Source organism: Streptomyces sp. NPDC025784, assembly GCF_055558435.1.
On sequence record NZ_JBVHMN010000002.1, the window covers coordinates 533,226 to 551,814 of the forward strand.

Sequence of the window (18,589 nt, forward strand, 5' to 3'; positions counted from 1 at the left end):
CATCCAGCTCCAGGGATTCAACGACCAGTGACACGGGAGAAGCGTTTGATCACGGCATGTAAAGGGCGCGCCCGAATGGTGGCTGCGGTCGGCATACTCGGCGGCGTGCTCTCACTCACGGCCCTCGGCGGTACCAGCAACGCTGCCACCAGCGGTGACGGCGCCGGGACTCACCCGAAACCGCAGGCGGATCAGGCAGCCACCCAGGAGGCTTCCGACGCCCGAATAAAGATCACGCCCAGGCAAGGGGCCTACGCCGTCGGGATCGATGACTCCGTCAAGGTCACCGTCAGCAACGGCACGCTCACCAAGGTGACCATGACCGCCGTCGCGACCGGTGCCGAGGTTCCGGGCGCCCTGTCCGCCGACGGCACGTCCTGGAAGCCGAAGGGCCACCTGGAGCGGGCCACCCGGTATCAGGTCGCCGCGGAGGCCAAGGACGCCAAGGGCCGCGCCGTCACCGCGAACGCCACGATCACCACGGTCTCCCCGGCGAACAACTTCATCGGGCACCTCTCCCCCGAGGCCGGCTCGACCGTCGGCGTGGGCATGCCGGTGACGGTCAACTTCGACCAGGCGATCGGCTACAAGGCCGCCGTGGAGTCGAAGATCCAGGTCAGCTCCAGCAGCGGCCAGCAGGTCGTCGGCCACTGGTTCAACGACTACCGCCTGGACTTCCGCCCCGAGACCTACTGGGAGCCCGGCTCCACCGTCACCGTCACGCTCGACCTCAACGGCATCCAGAAGACGGTCACGTTCAACATCGGCCGGAGCCAGGTCAGCACGGTCGACGCCAAGACGAAGCAGATGACCGTCGTACGGAACGGCAAGACGATCAAGACCATTCCGATCTCGTCCGGCAGCGCCGAGCACCCGACTTACAACGGTCAGATGGTCATCTCCGAGAAGTTCCGGCACATCCGCATGAACGGCGCGACCGTCGGGCTCACGAAGAAGGACGGCAAGCCCTCCTACGACATCGAGGCCGTACCGCACGCCATGCGCCTGACCGACTCGGGGACCTTCATCCACGGCAACTACTGGGCTGCCAACGGGATCTTCGGCAAGGTCAACACCAGCCACGGCTGCGTGGGCCTGAAGGACGTCAGGGGCGGCGGCAACGCCAAGCAGCCCGCCGCGTGGTTCTTCGACAACTCGATGATCGGTGACGTCGTGATCGTCAAGAACTCCGCGGACAAGACCAAGTTGGCCCCCGACAACGGCCTCAGCGACTGGAACATGCCGTGGGACGAGTGGGTCGCGGGCAGCGCGACCGGCTGACGCCACGTCGCTCCCCGAGCATCTGCACCTGAATCCCTCCCGCCAGGCGGCGGGCGACACCGCGTCGCCCGCCGCCTGCGGCGTCAGGACGTTCGAGCAGCCCTCGCCGCGTGCGGGACTGCGGTTGCGTCACGTCGCCCAAACGAAGCCGCGGGCATCGCCATCAGCTACGAACACGCAAAGAGGGCCGCGACTGTGACGTCGAGGCCCTCAACTGCGTACCGTCAATGGTTGTTGATGGTGTCCGAGGGGGGACTTGAACCCCCACGCCCGATAAAGGGCACTAGCACCTCAAGCTAGCGCGTCTGCCATTCCGCCACCCGGACCAGGTGTCTGCCGCCTGGCCGGGGGTGTTCCCCGCGGCGACACGGACAACAATACCAAGCTTTCGGAGTGCCTTTCACCTGCGTTTCCGTGCTGCCGGAGCCGGTGTGAGGGAGCCAGAAGGGAGCACCTCGAGGCCTCACCTTGGGTGGCCTGCCGACTACGGAGGCGTGCCGACGCGCCGGGCGGCGCGATCTCCGGAGATCATCGGGACCGCGGGTGAGCGGCGCCCCGGCACGGGCGCCGCTCACCCCCTCCCGGCACGTCGGGGCCTCGTCCCGTGAGGGGAGGCCCCGCACGAGCGGGCGGCACGGTCACGACGGGAGACGACAGGCCCTCACGGCATGAGGTGGTAGTCCGGGAAGTTGCCGGGCAGCCGCTCCCCCGCCGGTCCCTGCGTCACCGCGCGCACCAGCAGCTCGCCGCCCACGAACGCGCCGCGCCATGACGCCCCGAATCCGCCGAACAGCTCGTCCCGGTCACCCCGCGAGCGCGGCTTGCTCTGTCCGACCTTGAAGGCCCGGATCTGCGGGGCGAGCCGCGCGTACGTCGCCTCGTCGTCCGTCGACAGGGTGGCGACGAGCGCGCCGTTGGAGGCGTTCATGGCGGCGAGGAGTTCGGCCTCGGTGTCCACGAGGACGATGGTGTCGACCGGGCCGAAGGGCTCCGCGTGGTGCAGCGGCGAGGACGGCGGCGGGTTGAGGAGCGTGACCGGCTGGAGGTACGCCGAGGTGTCCTGGCCGGGCAGGAAGCGGGCGTCGGACAGGCTGCCGCGGTGCAGCGGGACGGCGCCCCGGTCGATGGCCTCGGCGACCTGGTCGTCGAGGTCCTTGGCCTTCGCCGCGTTGATGACGGGGCCGAAGTCCAGGCTGGGGTACGGGTCGTCGCGCTGCTCGACGGCGAGCGGGTGACCGACCCGCAGGGTACGGACGGCCGGCAGGTAGGCGGCGAGGAACTCGTCGAACAGGGCGCGCTGGACGACGAAGCGCGGATAGGCGGTGCAGCGCTGCTTGCCGTAGTCGAAGAGCTTGGGGACCACGGCCGCCAGCGCGTCCCAGTCGGTGTAGTTCCAGATTCCCCAGGTGTTGAGTCCTTCCTGTTCGAGCACGTGCCGCTTGCCGAGGTCGGCGACGGCGGTGGCCACGGCGGCGCCGGTGTCCCGGCCGCCGACGAAGGAGACGCAGCCGATCTCGGGCGCCCGCACCAGCGCCTCGGACAGCTCGCCTCCGCTGCCGCTGACGAGGGTGACGGGGATCCCTTCCCGTGCGGCGAGCGCGCAGGCCAGGGTGAGGCAGGCGACACCGCCGTCGGTCGGGGTCTTGGCGATGACTGCGTTGCCTGCCAGTGCCTGCACCAGCATGGCGTGGACGAGCACGCTCATCGGGTAGTTCCAGCTGGCGATGTTGGAGACGGGGCCTTCGAGCGGGGCGCGGCCGGCCACCATGGGCTCGATGCCGTCGACGTACCAGCGCACGCCGTCGATCGCCCGGTCCACGTCCGCCTGGGCGAGCCGCCAGGGCTTGCCGATCTCCCAGACGAGCAGGAGGGCGAGCAGTTCGCGGTGCTCGGTGAGTGCGTCGAGGGTCGCCGCCACGCGGGCGCTCCGCTCGGCGAGCGGCACATGGCGCCAGGCGCGGTGCTGGTCGAGGGCGGCGCGCACCGCTTGCCGGGCGGTGGCGCCGTCCAGGCGCGGCGGGCCCGCGATGGGGCTCTGGTCCACGGGGCTGGTGGCGGGCAGCGCGCGGCCGTCCGCCTGCCATGCGGCGTTCCAGAGGTTGAGCACGCGGTCGTCGCGGAAGGCCTCGGGGGCGACGGCGAGGCATCGCTGCCACGCGTCGGTCCAGGAGGTGCCGGACTTGAGGGTGAGGGTCTGGGGCGGTGAGGTGTCGTGGTGGATTGCCATGGGGTGTCTCCGCTCTCGGTGCACAGTCGGGGGCGGGGGGCGTGGCCGGCGTGGCGGGGCCGAGGAGGGTGGCTCGGACCGTGGGTCGTGCCGGCCGGCGTATCGGACGGGCGCGGCCGTCGGTTCCGGTTCGGACGGGTGTCGCGCGGGCCGGTGCCGTACGGGTGTGTGGTGACGCTCGTCGATGTCGTGCGGACGTGTGGTCGTGGACGTCGATGTCGTGCGGGCGGACGAGTGGGTGGGTGGGATGGGTGGGTGGGCGTTGACCCTCGTCGGTGGTGTCGTGCGGACGTGTGGTCGTGGTCGTCGGCGCCGTTCCGTTGTCGCCGTCGCGCGGGTCGGCGCCCTTCCGTTGTCGCCGTCGCGCGGGTCGGCGCCCTTCCGTTGTCGCCGTCGCGCGGGTCGGCGCCCTTCCGTTGTCGCCGTCGCGCACGTCGGCGCCGGACGGTCGTCGCCGTCGCGCGGGCCGGAGCACTGTGGGCCGGCGGTCGCGCACGGCGACGACGTGCCCGGCTTGTTGTCGCGCGGGGCGACGACGTATCCGGAAGTCGGTCACGCACGTGCGCCGTACCGACGGTGGTCGGCTGCGCCGAGCGGTACGGGACGGTGGTCCCGTGCTCCGGCTCCCTGCGGGGCGGTGGTCGCGTGGCTGTTCGAGAAGGCGTGGTCGCGTGCTCCTTCAGGACGGTAGTGAGACCGCCTCGTTTCCGACAGTCACCTCGCGTCGACTATGAGTGACGTCACGCGCTCCTCCAGGCGGGCCAGCACCAGACGGGCGGTCTCGGTGGGCGTGCCCCCCACGCGCACCCCGGCCGCCTCCAGCGCCTCCTTCTTCGCCTGCGCTGTGCCCGACGAGCCGGACACGATCGCTCCCGCATGGCCCATCGTCTTGCCCTCGGGCGCGGTGAATCCGGCGATGTAGCCGATGACGGGCTTGGTCACGTGGTCGCGGATGTACGCGGCGGCCCGTTCCTCGGCGTCGCCGCCGATCTCGCCGATGAGGATGACGAGTTCGGTGTCGGGATCGTCCTGGAAGGCGGCGAGGCAGTCGATGTGGGTGGTGCCGACGACGGGATCGCCGCCGATGCCGACGCAGGTCGAGAACCCGATGTCGCGGAGCTCGTACATGAGCTGGTAGGTGAGGGTGCCCGACTTGGAGACCAGGCCGATCCGGCCGGGCTTGGTGATGTCGGAGGGGATGATGCCCGCGTTCGCCTGCCCGGGGGTGATCAGGCCGGGGCAGTTGGGGCCGACGACGCGGGTGCCGCGTGCGGTGGCGTAGGCGTGGAAGGAGACCGAGTCGTGGACCGGGATGCCCTCGGTGATCACGACAGCGAGTCCGATGCCCGCGTCGGCCGCCTCCATGACGGCGGCCTTGGCGAAGGCGGGCGGCACGAAGACGACGCTGACATCGGCGCCGGTCGCCTCGATGCCCTCGGCCACCGAGCCGAACACCGGTACGGAGATGGGGGCACCTCCCAGGCCCTCAAGGCCCTGGGGGACGTCGAAGTCGACGGTCCGGCCCGCCTTGCGGGGGTTGACGCCGCCGACCACGTCCGTGCCGGCCGCGAGCATCCGCCGGGTGTGCTTCATGCCCTCGCCGCCGGTCATGCCCTGGACGAGGACCTTGGACTCCTTGGTGAGAAAGATGGCCATGTCCGGCTCCTTCAGCTGGCGGCGGCGAGTCGGGCGGCGCGGCGCGCGGCGCCGTCCATGGTGGTGGCCTGCTCGACCAGGGGGTGTGCGCGTTCGTCGAGGACGGCCCTGCCGCGTACGGCGTTGTTGCCGTCGAGCCGCACCACGAGCGGTTTGGTCAACCGCACGCTCTCCAGGGCCTGCACGATGCCGTCGGCGACGGCGTCGCAGGCGGTGATGCCGCCGAAGACGTTGACGAAGACGGATTTCACCGAGGGGTCGGAGAGGACGACGGACAGGCCGTCCGCCATGACCCGGGCGGAGGCTCCGCCGCCGATGTCGAGGAAGTTGGCGGGACGGGCTCCGCAGCCGGCGACGACGTCCAGGGTCGACATGACCAGTCCCGCGCCGTTGCCGATGATGCCGACCTCGCCGTCCAGTTTCACGTAGTTGAGGCCCTTGGCGGCGGCTGCCGCCTCCAGCGGGTCGTCGTGCGCGGTGTCCTGTTCGCCCCAACGCGACTGGCGGAAGCGGGCGTTGTCGTCCAGCGTGACCTTGCCGTCCAACGCGAGGATCTGTCCCTGGGCGGTCCGTACGAGCGGGTTGACCTCCACCAGGACGGCGTCCTCACGGGTCAGCACCTCCCAGAGCCGCACGAGGACGTCCACCGTCTGCGGCGGCAGACCGGCCGCCTCCGCGATGTGGGCGGCCTTGGCCGAGGTGACGCCCTCGGCGGGATCGATGGCGACGCGCGCCACGGCCTCGGGCCTGGTCGCGGCGACCTCCTCGATCTCCATGCCGCCCTCGGCGGAGGCGATCGCGAGGAAGCGCCCGGCGGCGCGGTCGAGGACGTAACCGACGTAGAACTCGGTCGCGATGTCGACGGGTTGGGCCAGCATCACCTTGCCGACGGTGTGCCCCTTGATGTCCATGCCCAGAATCTGGCGTGCCGTCAGTTCGGCGGCAGCGGGGTCGGCGGCGAGTTTGACGCCGCCCGCCTTGCCGCGCCCTCCGGTCTTCACCTGAGCCTTGACGACCACGCGGCCGCCGAGCCTGCGGGCGATCTCGCGCGCTTCCTTGGGCGAGTCCGTGACCTCGGCCCTCGGTACCAAGATGCCGTATTCCTCGAAGAGTTCCCTTGCCTGGTGCTCGTACAGGTCCATTCCCGGCTCCTGTCTGCTGAGTCATCTGGGGAGCGACCCCCAGGCCTTCGAAAAGTGCCGCACGCCCCCTGGACACCACCCACCGGATGCGGGATAACAAGCTTCATACAGTATTCGTCGACTGTATGCAATGTACCGCGAGAGCGTTCCAACCCCCTACGAAGGGACAGGACTTCGCCATGCCCGACGGCAGCAGCGACACCAACACGACCTTCATCTCCGGTGGGCACCTGGTCGCCAAGGCACTCAAAGCCGAGGGTGTGGAGGTCATCTACACCCTCTGCGGCGGCCACATCATCGACATCTACGACGGCTGCGTCGACGAGGGCATCGAGGTCGTCGACGTACGCCACGAGCAGGTCGCCGCCCACGCCGCCGACGGTTACGCACGCATCACCGGCAAGCCGGGATGCGCCGTGGTCACGGCGGGTCCCGGGACCACCGACGCGGTGACCGGCGTCGCCAACGCCTTCCGCGCCGAGTCCCCGATGCTCCTGATCGGCGGTCAGGGAGCGCACACCCAGCACAAGATGGGGTCCCTCCAGGACCTGCCGCACGTCGACATGATGACGCCGATCACCAAGTTCGCGGCGACGGTGCCGGACACCGCGCGCGCCGCCGACATGGTGTCGATGGCGTTCCGCGAGTGCTACCACGGGGCGCCCGGCCCCTCGTTCCTGGAGATCCCACGGGACGTCCTGGACGCGAAGGTGCCCCTGGAGAAGGCCCGCATCCCCGCGGCCGGCCGCTACCGCGCCTCGACCCGCTCGGCCGGCGAGCCCGAGGCGATCGAGAAGCTCGCCGACCTGCTCGTGCACGCCGAGAAGCCGGCCATCCTGCTGGGCAGCCAGGTCTGGACGACCCGCGGCACCGAGTCCGCGATCGACCTCGTGCGCACCCTGAACATCCCCGCCTACATGAACGGCGCCGGCCGCGGCACGCTGCCGCCCGGCGACCCGCACCACTTCCAGCTCTCCCGCCGCTACGCGTTCTCCAACGCCGACGTCATCGTCATCGTCGGCACGCCCTTCGACTTCCGCATGGGCTACGGCAAGCGGCTGTCGCCGGACGCGACCGTCGTGCAGATCGACCTCGACTACCGGACCGTCGGCAAGAACCGCGACGTCGACCTGGGCATCGTCGGCGACGCCGGACTGATCCTGAAGTCGGTGACCGAGGCGGCCTCCGGCCGCATCAACGGCGGGGCGTCCAAGCGCAAGGAGTGGCTGGACGAACTGCGGGCCGCCGAGCAGACCGCGATCGAGAAGCGGCTGCCCAGCCTGAAGTCCGACGCCTCACCCATCCATCCGTACCGGCTGGTGAGCGAGATCAACGACTTCCTCACCGAGGACTCGATCTACATCGGCGACGGCGGTGACATCGTCACCTTCTCCGGGCAGGTCGTACAGCCCAAGTCGCCGGGCCACTGGATGGACCCGGGACCGCTCGGCACGCTCGGCGTCGGCATCCCCTTCGTGCTCGCGGCCAAGAAGGCCCGGCCCGACAAGGAGGTCGTCGCCCTCTTCGGCGACGGCGCCTTCTCCCTGACCGGCTGGGACTTCGAGACCCTCGTCCGCTACGACCTCCCCTTCGTCGGCATCGTCGGCAACAACTCCTCGATGAACCAGATCCGCTACGGCCAGGCCCAGAAGTACGGCCTGGAGCGTGAACGCGTCGGCAACACCCTCGGCGACGTCCACTACGACAAGTTCGCCCAGATGCTGGGCGGTTACGGCGAGGAGGTCCGCGACCCCGCCGACATCGGCCCCGCCCTGCGGCGCGCCCGCGAGTCGGGCAAGCCGTCGCTGATCAACGTCTGGGTCGACCCGGACGCGTACGCCCCCGGAACCATGAACCAGACGATGTACAAGTGAGGTGACCCGGCCATGACCAAGGCTCTCGAAGGCATCCGAGTCCTCGACATGACGCACGTCCAGTCCGGGCCCTCCGCGACCCAGCTGCTGGCCTGGCTGGGCGCGGACGTCGTCAAGCTGGAGGCGCCGACCGGCGACATCACGCGCAAACAGCTGCGCGACCTCCCGGACGTCGACTCCCTCTACTTCACGATGCTCAACTGCAACAAGCGGAGCATCACCCTGAACACCAAGACCGAGCGCGGCAAGGAGATCCTCACCGAACTGATCCGGCGCTCCGACGTCATGGTCGAGAACTTCGGCCCCGGCGCGGTCGACCGCATGGGCTTCACCTGGGACCGCATCCAGGAGATCAATCCCCGTATCGTCTATGCCTCCATCAAGGGGTTCGGGGACGGCCCGTACACCAACTTCAAGGCGTACGAGGTCGTCGCGCAGGCCATGGGCGGGTCGATGTCGACCACCGGCTTCGAGGACGGACCGCCGCTGGCGACGGGGGCCCAGATCGGTGACTCGGGCACGGGCGTCCACGCCGTGGCGGGGATTCTCGCGGCGCTGTTCCAGCGGGAGAACACCGGGCGTGGGCAGCGGGTCAACGTCGCCATGCAGCATGCCGTGCTCAACCTCTGCCGGGTGAAGCTGCGCGATCAGCAGCGCCTGACACACGGCCCGCTCGCCGAATATCCCAACGAGGACTTCGGCGACGAGGTTCCCCGGTCCGGGAACGCGTCGGGCGGCGGGCAGCCGGGCTGGGCCGTCAAGTGCGCGCCGGGCGGGCCCAACGACTACGTGTACGTCATCGTGCAGCCCGTCGGCTGGAAGCCGATCAGCGAACTCATCGGACGCCCCGAGCTGGCGGACGACCCCGAGTGGGCCACTCCGGAGGCCCGGCTGCCCCAGCTCAACAAGATGTTCCAGCTCATCGAGGAGTGGTCGTCCACCCTCCCCAAGTGGGAGGTGCTGGAGAAGCTGAACGCCCACAACATCCCCTGCGGTCCGATCCTGTCGACCAGGGAGATCATCGAGGACGAGTCGCTGGTCGCCAACGAGATGGTCGTGACGGTGCCGCACCCGCAGCGCGGCGAGTTCACCACGGTGGGCAGCCCGCTGAAGCTCTCCGACTCCCCCGTGGACGTGACCAGTTCACCGCTGCTCGGTGAGCACAACGAAGAGGTCTACATCGGCGAGCTCGGCCTCGGCGACGAGGAACTGCGCCTGCTCAAGTCGAACGGAGTGATCTGATTGATGGCCGAAGACCGGGTGCTGAGGGTGCGGACGCTCCTCGACGCCGTGCGGGCCGAGGGCCGGACCGCGCTCACCGCGCCCGAGGGAAAGGTGATCGCCGACGCGTACGCGATCGCCGTCCCCGGCGAGGATCTCGCGACGGACGTCGACGAGGCGGTGGCCTGCGCGGCGCGCTTCGGCGGGCCCGTCGTGATGAAGATCGTCTCCCCCGACATCCTGCACAAGACCGACGCCGGCGGCGTGATCGTCGGCGTGCAGGGCGCCGCGGACGTACGGGCGGCCTTCCACAAGATCGTCGAGAACGCGCGGGCGTACGACCCACAGGCCCGTATCGACGGTGTCCAGGTGCAGGAACTGCTCCCCAAGGGCCAGGAGGTCATCGTCGGCGCGGTCACCGACCCGACGTTCGGGAAGGTCGTCGCCTTCGGGCTGGGCGGAGTGCTGGTCGAGGTCCTCAAGGACGTCACCTTCCGCCTCGCCCCCGTGGACGCCGACGAGGCGCTGTCGATGCTCGACTCCATCCGCTCGGCGGAGATCCTGCGCGGGGTACGCGGCGCCCCGGCGGTGGACCGGTGGGCGATAGCGGAGCAGATCCGCCGGGTCTCCGAACTCGTCGCGGACTTCCCGGAGATAGCCGAGGTCGACCTCAACCCGGTGATCGCCACCCCGGAGGGTGCCGTCGCCGCGGACATCCGCGTGATCCTCGCGGACGGGGCCCCCAAGGAGCGCCGCAAGTACGGCCGCGAGGAGATCCTCACCTCGATGCGCCGCCTGATGCAGCCGTCGTCGGTCGCCGTGATCGGCGCCTCCAACGAACAAGGCAAGATCGGCAATTCGGTCATGCGCAACCTCGTCGACGGCGGCTTCTCCGGGGAGATCCATCCGGTGAACCCCAAGGCCGATGACATTCTGGGCCGCAAGGCGTACAAGAGTGTCACGGACGTTCCCGGTGAGGTGGATGTGGCGGTCTTCGCGATCCCCGCCAAGTTCGTGGCCTCGGCCCTGGAGGAGGTGGGACGCAAGGGGATCCCCAACGCCGTACTGATCCCCTCGGGCTTCGCGGAGACCGGTGAGCAGGAGCTCCAGGACGAGATCGTGGCCATCGCCGAACGGCACGGCATCCGGCTCCTCGGCCCCAACATCTACGGCTACTACTCGACGTGGCAGGACCTGTGCGCCACGTTCTGCACCCCCTACGACGTGAAGGGCGGCGTCGCGCTCACCTCGCAGTCCGGCGGCATCGGCATGGCGATCCTCGGCTTCGCCCGCACGACGAAGACCGGCGTCTCCGCGATCGTCGGGCTCGGCAACAAGTCGGACCTGGACGAGGACGACCTGCTCACCTGGTTCGGCGAGGACCCGCACACCGAGTGCATCGCGATGCACCTGGAGGACCTCAAGGACGGACGTGCCTTCGTGGAGGCCGCCCGCGCGACGGTCCCGAAGAAGCCGGTCGTGGTGCTCAAGGCGGGCCGTACCGCGGCCGGGGCGAAGGCGGCCGGCTCGCACACCGGGGCGCTCGCCGGCGACGACGCCGTCTACGACGACATCCTGCGGCAGGCCGGCGTCATCCGGGCGCCCGGCCTGAACGACATGCTGGAGTACGCGCGCGCGTTGCCGGTGCTCCCCGCCCCCAAGGGCGACAACGTCGTGATCATCACCGGCGCGGGCGGCAGCGGTGTGCTCCTCTCGGACGCCGTCACCGACAACGGCCTGTCCCTGATGGAGATCCCGCCGGACCTCGACGCGGCGTTCCGGAAGTTCATCCCGCCGTTCGGCGCCGCGGGCAACCCCGTCGACATCACGGGCGGCGAGCCGCCGTCGACGTACGAGGCGACGATCCGCCTGGGCCTGGAGGACCCGCGCATCCACGCGCTCGTCCTCGGCTACTGGCACACCATCGTGACCCCGCCCATGGTGTTCGCCGAGCTCACCGCGCGCGTGGTGGCCGAATTCCGCGAGCGGGGCATCGAGAAGCCCGTCGTCGCGTCGCTCGCGGGCGACGTCGAGGTGGAGGAGGCCTGCCAGTACCTCTACGAGCGCGGGGTGGTGGCCTACCCGTACACGACCGAGAGGCCGGTGGCCGTCCTCGGCGCGAAGTACCGCTGGGCGCGCTCGGCGGGGCTGTTGGGGGGCGGTTCATGAGGTGACCGAGCGCGGGGGCGGTCGACGGTGCGCGTCGGCCGCCCCCAGGACCCGTGCGCACACGAAAGGCATTTGGACAGGGGGCGCTGGCCAGATCTTTCGACGCAAGGGGTGCTGATCCGACATGACTACCGCCGACCTATCTACGTCCGTCCCCTACAGGGAGGTGACGGATCCCAACGGCCGCCTTTACCGCATCGGTGAGACCGACCGCGACATCATGGGGCGACCACGCTGGACCATGGTGCTCTTCCCCTGGATGGGGATGCTGGGCATCAGTTCCTCGGAGTACGCGTTCACATCCGCCGAGGACACCCTGCACGACGCCCATCTGTGGAGCAGTGGGCACATCTTCTGGCTGATGGGCGTCTGGGTCTTCTTCCAGGCCGCCGTCGCCTTCCCCGCCGGGCAACTGCGCGAGAGCGGGCGGCTGCCCGCGCGCTACGCCATGTTCCTCGGCGCGCTCGGCACGATTCTGGGATATCTCTCGCTCGCGTTCGCACCGCATGTCACCGTCGCCTACCTCGGCTTCGGCATGTTCAGCGGCATCGGCGCCGGCTTCGTCTACGCGACCTGCGTGAACATGGTCGGCAAGTGGTACCCGGAGCGCAAGGGCGGCAAGACCGGCCTGGTCAACGGCGGTTTCGCCTACGGCTCGGTGCCGTTCGTCTTCCTGTTCACCTCCTACATGGACCTCAGCAACTACCAGGGCGTCCTCATCTCGGTCGGCCTGATCTGCTGCGCCGTGGTCGCCTTCGCGGGCTGGTTCTTCAAGGATCCGCCCAAGGGCTGGTGGCCGCCGCACGTGGACCCGCTCAAGGTGTCCGACGACCCCAAGATCCGGCGGGCACTGGAGAAGAACCCGCCGGCCGTCAAGCAGTACACCCCGAGGGAGGCCGCCCGTACCCCCGTTCTGTGGATGATGTGGTTCTGTCTGCTGTGCACCGCGGGGATCAACATCTTCGGCATCGCCTTCCAGGTGCCGTTCGGCAAGGACATGGGTTTCGCCGGAGGGATCGTCGCCACGGCGATGTCCCTGAAGGCCATCGTCAACGGAACCGGCCGCGGCGTGATCGGCTGGATCTCCGACCGCTTCGGGCGCCGCAACACACTGATCATCGTGTGTCTGGTCCTCGGCTCCGCACAGTTCGGTGTGCTCGTCTCCGGCCAGATGGGCAGCATGCCGTTCTTCCTGTTCTGCTCCATGGTCTCCGGCTTCGGCGGCGGGGCGATCTTCCCGCTGTTCGCGGCCATGACGGCGGACTACTTCGGCGAGAACAACAACGCCTCCAACTACGGCATGGTCTACAGCTCGAAGCTGATCTCGGGCCTCGTCGGCTCGGGCATGGGCGCGGTCGTCGTGGGCGCCTGGGACTACCACGGCGCGTTCGTGCTCGCGGGCTCCATCGGCCTGGCCTCCGCCGTGCTGGCGCTCTTCCTGAAGTCCCCGGGCCGCCCCAGGGCCCGCGGCATCGTCCCCAACCCGCAACCGCTCGGCGAGGAGATGGCGTGAAATGACGACGGAACGCATCGCCGCACAGGGCTCACCGGCCGGCGCCGGCGCCTCGAACCGCTCGTACCGTGAAGTCACCGACGCCCGGGGCCGCGTCTATCGGATCGGCGAGACGGACCGGGACATCCTCGGGCACTCCCGCACGTTCATGGTGTACCTCCCGTGGGTCGCCATGATGGCCATCAGTGTCTTCGAGTACGCGTACGGCTCCGCCGAGGACACCCTGTCCCACGCGCACGGCTGGACGCAGAGCAACACCTTCTGGATCCTCAGCGTCTGGGTCTTCTTCCAGGCGGGCGTCGCCTTCCCCGCGGGCTGGATGCGGGAGAAGGGGGTCCTCACCGCCCGCAAGGCGATGTACCTCGGCGCCGGCATGTGCGTGATCGGCTTCCTCGCCCTCTCGCACCTGAGCAACGTCCTCCTGGCGATCCTCGGCTTCGGTGTCATCGGTGGCATCGGTTCCGGCCTCGTCTACGCGACCTGCATCAACATGGTCGGCAAGTGGTTCCCGGAGCGCCGGGGCGCCAGGACAGGGTTCGTCAACGGCGGATTCGCGTACGGCTCCCTGCCGTTCATCTTCATCTTCAACTACGCGTTCGACACCGGGAACTACCACCGCGTCCTGGACCTCATCGGGTGCTACGTGATGATCGTCGTGCTGTCCTGCGCGTTCTTCTTCAAGGACCCGCCGAAGAACTGGTGGCCCGCCGACATCGACCCGCTGACGCATGGCGGCGACGCCAAGTCGGCCGCCAGCCTGGCCAAGAACCCTCCCGCGGTGAAGCAGTACACACCCAAGGAGGCCATCAGGTCGGGGGTGCTCCCCCTGATGTGGATCACCCTGGTCATGACCGCGGGCGTGTCGATCTTCGGGATCTCCTTCCAGGTCGACTTCGCCAAGGAGGTCGGCTTCGGTCCGCTGGTCGCGGCGTCCTCCATGGGCATCATGGCCGTCATCAACGGCGTCGGGCGGGCCGTCGTGGGCTGGCTGTCCGACACCTGGGGCCGCAAGATGACCCTGGTCTTCGTCATCGTGGTCCTGGGGCTCGCGCAGTTCGGAGTGATCTGGGCGGGCGACATCAAGAGTGAGTGGCTGTTCCTGTTCTTCGCCTTCCTCTCCGGCTTCGGCGGTGGCGCCTTCTACCCGATGTTCGCGGCGCTGACTCCGGACTACTTCGGCGAGAACTACAACGCCACCAACTACGGGCTGGTGTACAGCGGCAAGCTGATCAGCGGCCTGTTCGGCGGTGGGCTCGGCTCGATGGTGGTCGCCGCCTGGGGCTACAACGGCGCGTACGCGCTGGCCGGCGGCATCTCGATGGTGGCGGCGGCCATCGCGCTGCTGCTGCGGCAGCCCGGACGCGACGGCGACGTCCTGACGCCGTCGCCGCAGCCGGCGGGCTGACGGACCCTCGCCCGGCCGGCCTCGCCGGCGGGTGGGAGACGAGCACGGCAGCGAGAACCGATCAGGCGGCCCTCCCCACATGGTGCGTCGTGGGGAGGGCCGCCTGATGTGCTGCTCCTGGCTCAGGGGCGCCCGTCGCCGGGACGCCGGTGCGTCAGCGGCACTTGCGCAGGGCCGCGATGTTGTCGTACCCGATCTTCGCGTGGTTCAGCGACTGGGCCGGGTCGGTGCCGCTGGGGGCGTTGTCCTGCTCGACCATCGGGTTGTGGTAGTTGCGGGCCCCGACGCGCGAGAAGAACGTGGTGTAGTCGATGACGCCGGTGCCGAAGGGCACCATGTCGTAGCCCATGCCGTTCGTGGTGTTGACCGTGCCGTCCTTCGCGTGGAAGAGCGGGTAGCGCTTGTTGTTGCGCACGACCAGTCCCGCCGGGTCGAAGACCTTCTCCCGGGTTGAGCCGTCGTGGGCGGTGTAGGTGTGGAACTTGTACTGGGCCACGTGTGCCCAGAAGATGTCCATCTCCAGCCAGACCACCTTCGGGTCGGTGACCTTCAGGAAGTACTCCAGCTTGCGGATGCCGGAACTGCGGGTCGGGCGGCCCTGGTCATCCAGCGGGCCCCCGTCGAGCAGGAAGCCGTAGGCCGCGTCGTGGTTGTGGGTGTACAGCTTGATGCCGGCGCGGCGGGCGATCTCGCCGAGCGCGTTCCACTTGTCCGCGGCCACGTCCCAGTCGGCGCGGTAGGCGCTGCCGGTGGGGTCGCCGCCGGTGCCCATGTGGTCCATGCCGAGGATGTTGGCGATCTCCAGATGCTTCTTGAAGGTGTCCAGGTCGGGCGTGGTGAAGGGCCAGGACGACGGTATGAAGCCGTGGTTGCCCTGGGCCCGCAGTCCGTACTCGTCGAGCCAGGAGCGCAGCAGCTTCGCGCCCTCCACGGACTCGAGGTTGGCTCCGCCGGGGGCGTTGGCGTGCTGGCCGTATCCGGCGAACTCCACCTGCCGGTAGCCGAAGCGCGAGAGCTGCGCGAAGACCTCGCGGAAGCCCGAGGGCAGGTCGGTGGAGAGCGGGTCACGGCCCGTCGCGTCACGGACGGTGTAGAGGATGATGCCCCGCTTGTCCGCGGGCACGAGGACGTCGCCGCCGTGGTCCCCGCCTCTGCCCCGCTCCTGGGCGAGGGCGGGCGAGGCGCCGATGACGGGGGCGGCGATCGCCGCGGTCGCGGCGGCGGTGCAGGTGCTGAGGAAGCGGCGGCGGCTGACGCCGAGGGTGCGGCGCAGGGCCTCGCCGGTTCCGGATTCGTCGTTGAACGCGGTCACGGTGTCTCTCTTTCGGGTCGGTGTTCAGCTGGGTCGGGTGCCGGAGGTCTGCTGCTCGTGCGCGTGATCGCCGTGTTCCGCGGGCAGGGCGTCCCTGACGCACGGCGGTCGTGCGTCAGGGGTGCGCGGGACGCGTTGTCAGTGGCGCGTGTTTCACTTTCTGTAGTTGCTCGTCACGGCTCGTGAGGCCTCGTCAGGTGAGGCCGGCCAGGTCGAGCAGCAGGGATTTCACTTCGGTGGCCGCGACGCGGCCGGTGACTGCGCGGGGGGTGGAGCAGAGGATGAGCGGACCTTCGTCGTCGCTCAGGGGGAGGCGGCCGTGGCTGCCGCGAATAGGTGAGGGATCCAGCGGCACGACCGCCATGCGGTAGCGCATGCCGAGCTTCTTGCGTGCCAGCGCCGTGGCCGCCTTCACCTTGACGTAGGGGTCGAGGGGATCCATGAAGAGCTCGACCGGGTCGTAACCGGGTTTGCGGTGGATCTCGACGAGCTGCGCGAAGTCGGGCGCGCGGGCGTCGTCGAGCCAGTAGTAGTACGTGAACCAGGCGTCCGGCTCCGCGACGGCGACGAGTTCCCCGGAGCGCGGATGGTCGAGGTGGTGGGCCTTCTTGCCCTCGTCGTCGAGGAGTCGCTCGATGCCGGGCAGACCGTCCAGTGCCGCCTTCGTGGCCTCCAGGTCCTCGGGGCGCCGCACGTAGACATGGGCGATCTGGTGGTCGGCGACCGCGAAGGCACGGGACGCCATCGGGTCGAGGTACTCCATGCCGTCCTGGGTGTGCACTTCGAGGAGCCCTGCCCGGCGCAGGGCGCGGTTGATGTCGACGGGGCGGTCCGCGCGCGTGATCCCGTACTCGGAGAGCGCGACGACGGTGCGGCCCTCGGCCCTCGCGTCGTCGAGCAGGGGTGCCACGGCCGTGTCGAGGTCGGCGGCGGCCTTCAGGGAGCGCGGGTCGTCGGGTCCGAAGCGTTGCAGGTCGTAGTCGAGATGAGGGAGGTAGCACAGGGTCAGGTCCGGCCGCCGGGTGCGGTTGATGTGACGGGTCGCGTCGATGATCCAGCGACTGGAGACGAGGTCGGCGCCGGGTCCCCAGAAGTGGAAGAGGGGGAAGGTGCCCAGTCGCTCGGTGAGTTCGTCGTGCAGGGCGGGCGGCCGGGTGTAGCAGTCGGGTTCCTTGCGGCCGTCGGCGTAGTAGACGGGACGGGGGGTGACGGTGATGTCGGTGTCGGCGCCCATGGCGTACCACCAGCAGATGTTGGCGACGGTGTAGCCGGGGTGTGCGCGCCGGGCGGCGTCCCACAGCTTGTCCCCGGACACCAGGCCGTTGTGCTGGCGCCACAGGAGTACGTCGCCGAGCTCGCGGAAGTACCAGCCGTTGCCGACGATGCCGTGCTCGCTGGGATGGGCGCCGGTGAGGAAGGTGGACTGGGCCGCGCAGGTCACGGCGGGCAGCACGGTGCCGAGGTGGGCGCGGGAGCCGGACTGGCCGAGGGCCTTGAGGTGCGGCATGTGGTCGAGGAGACGGGGGGTGAGGCCCACGACGTCGAGGACGAGCAGCGGGGTGGGACGGGGCTGCTCGGCCACGTGCTCGGGCCGCGGTGTCGGTACCGGCGGCTGGGTCACGGCAGCTCCTTGAGGCCGAGGTCCGTCAACAGGTCGCGGGCGAGGGTGAGTTCGGCGGCGATGCCGTCGGCGAGCTGGGCGCGGGCACGGGGCCGCAGCTCGGGCGGGAGGGCCTGCCAGGTGTAGGTCTCGACCTCCAGGTGGTGGGTGAGCGGGTGCGGGCCGCCGACGAGGCGGGTCAGCGCGGCCCGGAGCACGGGAAGGGTGGAGGTGAGGGGTGCGGCGGGGGCCGCGTGCAGCGGGACGTGGAAGTGCGCGCGCCAGGGGGCGGCGTCGGGCAGGGCCTCGCCCGTCAGGGCTTCTCCGAGGTCGTCGGTGCCGCGCAGGCCGGCCGCGGTCCGGGTGCGGGTCTGGTGCAGGAAGCGGGGTTCGTCGAAGGCGGCGAGGGCCTGGCGGACTTCGGGGAGGTGGGGATGTTCGGCGTGCAGGGCGGCCGAGAGCTGGGACTTGACGACGCGGACGCCGGCTCGGGCGAGCGTGTCCAGGGCGGTGTCCGGGTCTTCGAAGGAGGTGGCGAGGTGGCAGGTGTCGACGCAGATGCCGATGCGGTCGTGGCCGATCGCGGTGAGCGGGGCCACGGCGTCGGCGGTGGTCTCGACGGTGCAGCCCGGTTCGGGCTCCAGGCCGACGCGGATGGAGCGGCCGGTGAGTTCGTGCAGCGCGTCGAGGCGTTCGGCGAGCGTGGTGAGCGCGGTGCGGGCGGCCTGCGCACGGTCGTCGTCGTACACGGTGCGCCAGGCGAGGGGCAGGGTGGAGACGCTGCCCTCGGTGACGTCGTCGGGCAGCAGCTGGGCGAGGACGCGGGCCAGGTCGGTGGTGTGGACGAGGCGCTCGGGGTCGGCCCAGTCCGGCCGGTAGACGCGGTACTTGACCTCCTCGGCGCCGAAGCCCTCGTACGGGAAGCCGTTGAGGGTGACGACCTCGAGGCCTCGGCGGTCGAGTTCGGTGCGCAGGCCGCGCAGTGCGGACGGGTCGGTGACCAGGGTGCGGGCGGCGTCCCTGGCCAGCCACAGGCCGATGCCGAGGCGGTCCCGGCCCAGGCGGCGGCGCACCGGTTCGCAGTGGTCGCGCAGCTGTGTGAGGACGCCGTCCAAGGTTTCGGCGGGGTGGACATTGGTGCAGTAGGCGAGGTGGACGGTGGAGCCGTCCGGGTGGCGGAAGCGCATCG

Annotated in this window: 12 protein-coding genes and 1 tRNA gene; 6 read left to right on the forward strand and 7 right to left on the reverse strand. The window is 69.8% G+C overall.

The window, feature by feature from the left end:
- The first annotated feature begins 75 nt into the window (after window positions 1–75).
- A complete protein-coding gene (locus tag ACZ4IF_RS08405) occupies window positions 76–1,281 on the forward strand; it encodes a L,D-transpeptidase (RefSeq protein ID WP_467560737.1) in 1,206 nt (401 codons plus the stop codon).
- A 238-nt stretch (window positions 1,282–1,519) separates the two neighbouring features.
- Here ACZ4IF_RS08405 and ACZ4IF_RS08410 read toward each other — a convergent pair.
- The 4 genes from ACZ4IF_RS08410 to sucC all read right to left on the reverse strand — a co-directional run bounded on the left by ACZ4IF_RS08410 (window position 1,520) and on the right by sucC (window position 6,306).
- Window positions 1,520–1,607: transfer RNA gene (locus ACZ4IF_RS08410), tRNA-Leu, on the reverse strand.
- A 335-nt stretch (window positions 1,608–1,942) separates the two neighbouring features.
- Window positions 1,943–3,508 carry an aldehyde dehydrogenase family protein gene (locus tag ACZ4IF_RS08415; protein WP_467560739.1) on the reverse strand — a complete coding sequence of 522 codons (1,566 nt, stop codon included), beginning with the start codon at window positions 3,506–3,508 and terminating at the stop codon, window positions 1,943–1,945.
- Between the two features lie 714 nt (window positions 3,509–4,222).
- Window positions 4,223–5,164 (reverse strand): succinate--CoA ligase subunit alpha, encoded by a 942-nt coding sequence (sucD, locus tag ACZ4IF_RS08420; protein ID WP_467560741.1) that lies wholly within the window; start codon window positions 5,162–5,164, stop codon window positions 4,223–4,225.
- A gap of 11 nt (window positions 5,165–5,175) precedes the next feature.
- Window positions 5,176–6,306 (reverse strand): ADP-forming succinate--CoA ligase subunit beta, encoded by a 1,131-nt coding sequence (sucC, locus tag ACZ4IF_RS08425; RefSeq protein WP_467560743.1) that lies wholly within the window; start codon window positions 6,304–6,306, stop codon window positions 5,176–5,178.
- Window positions 6,307–6,485: 179 nt separating this feature from the next.
- On the opposite strand from sucC, the gene ACZ4IF_RS08430 reads away from it, so the two are divergent.
- From ACZ4IF_RS08430 to ACZ4IF_RS08450, 5 genes are all read left to right on the forward strand, one after another.
- Window positions 6,486–8,180 carry a thiamine pyrophosphate-binding protein gene (locus ACZ4IF_RS08430; RefSeq protein ID WP_467560745.1) on the forward strand — a complete coding sequence of 565 codons (1,695 nt, stop codon included), beginning with the start codon at window positions 6,486–6,488 and terminating at the stop codon, window positions 8,178–8,180.
- 12 nt (window positions 8,181–8,192) lie between these two features.
- Window positions 8,193–9,422, forward strand: a complete 1,230-nt coding sequence (gene frc / locus ACZ4IF_RS08435; protein WP_345648900.1) for a formyl-CoA transferase — start codon at window positions 8,193–8,195, stop codon at window positions 9,420–9,422.
- Between the two features lie 3 nt (window positions 9,423–9,425).
- Window positions 9,426–11,570: an acetate--CoA ligase family protein gene (locus tag ACZ4IF_RS08440; RefSeq protein ID WP_467560747.1), complete on the forward strand. Its 2,145-nt coding sequence runs from the start codon at window positions 9,426–9,428 to the stop codon at window positions 11,568–11,570.
- Window positions 11,571–11,694: 124 nt separating this feature from the next.
- A complete protein-coding gene (locus ACZ4IF_RS08445; protein WP_467560749.1) occupies window positions 11,695–13,083 on the forward strand; it encodes an OFA family MFS transporter in 1,389 nt (462 codons plus the stop codon).
- 1 nt (window position 13,084) lies between these two features.
- Complete coding sequence (locus tag ACZ4IF_RS08450; protein WP_467560751.1) at window positions 13,085–14,488, forward strand: OFA family MFS transporter; 1,404 nt, start codon at window positions 13,085–13,087, stop codon at window positions 14,486–14,488.
- 154 nt (window positions 14,489–14,642) lie between these two features.
- Here ACZ4IF_RS08450 and ACZ4IF_RS08455 read toward each other — a convergent pair whose 3' ends face one another.
- The 3 genes from ACZ4IF_RS08455 to eboE form a co-directional block, all read right to left on the reverse strand.
- A complete protein-coding gene (locus ACZ4IF_RS08455) occupies window positions 14,643–15,800 on the reverse strand; it encodes a sugar phosphate isomerase/epimerase family protein (RefSeq protein ID WP_467560753.1) in 1,158 nt (385 codons plus the stop codon).
- A gap of 193 nt (window positions 15,801–15,993) precedes the next feature.
- A complete protein-coding gene (locus tag ACZ4IF_RS08460; protein WP_467560755.1) occupies window positions 15,994–17,421 on the reverse strand; it encodes a nucleotide pyrophosphatase/phosphodiesterase family protein in 1,428 nt (475 codons plus the stop codon).
- On the reverse strand, window positions 17,418–18,587 hold the full coding sequence (gene eboE / locus ACZ4IF_RS08465) for a metabolite traffic protein EboE (RefSeq protein ID WP_467560757.1): 1,170 nt from the start codon (window positions 18,585–18,587) through the stop codon (window positions 17,418–17,420). Before eboE ends, ACZ4IF_RS08460 begins: the two co-directional genes overlap by 4 nt.
- Window positions 18,588–18,589 lie beyond the last annotated feature (2 nt).

Excerpts from the sequence above, each read along its gene's own strand:
- ACZ4IF_RS08405 (WP_467560737.1), top strand. The coding sequence starts at position 76 with ATGGTGGCTGCGGTCGGCATACTCGGCGGCGTGCTCTCACTCACGGCC.
- ACZ4IF_RS08415 (WP_467560739.1), bottom strand. The coding sequence starts at position 3,508 with ATGGCAATCCACCACGACACCTCACCGCCCCAGACCCTCACCCTCAAG.
- sucD (WP_467560741.1), bottom strand. The coding sequence starts at position 5,164 with ATGGCCATCTTTCTCACCAAGGAGTCCAAGGTCCTCGTCCAGGGCATG.
- sucC (WP_467560743.1), bottom strand. The coding sequence starts at position 6,306 with ATGGACCTGTACGAGCACCAGGCAAGGGAACTCTTCGAGGAATACGGC.
- ACZ4IF_RS08430 (WP_467560745.1), top strand. The coding sequence starts at position 6,486 with ATGCCCGACGGCAGCAGCGACACCAACACGACCTTCATCTCCGGTGGG.
- frc (WP_345648900.1), top strand. The coding sequence starts at position 8,193 with ATGACCAAGGCTCTCGAAGGCATCCGAGTCCTCGACATGACGCACGTC.
- ACZ4IF_RS08440 (WP_467560747.1), top strand. The coding sequence starts at position 9,426 with ATGGCCGAAGACCGGGTGCTGAGGGTGCGGACGCTCCTCGACGCCGTG.
- ACZ4IF_RS08445 (WP_467560749.1), top strand. The coding sequence starts at position 11,695 with ATGACTACCGCCGACCTATCTACGTCCGTCCCCTACAGGGAGGTGACG.
- ACZ4IF_RS08450 (WP_467560751.1), top strand. The coding sequence starts at position 13,085 with ATGACGACGGAACGCATCGCCGCACAGGGCTCACCGGCCGGCGCCGGC.
- eboE (WP_467560757.1), bottom strand. The coding sequence starts at position 18,587 with ATGCGCTTCCGCCACCCGGACGGCTCCACCGTCCACCTCGCCTACTGC.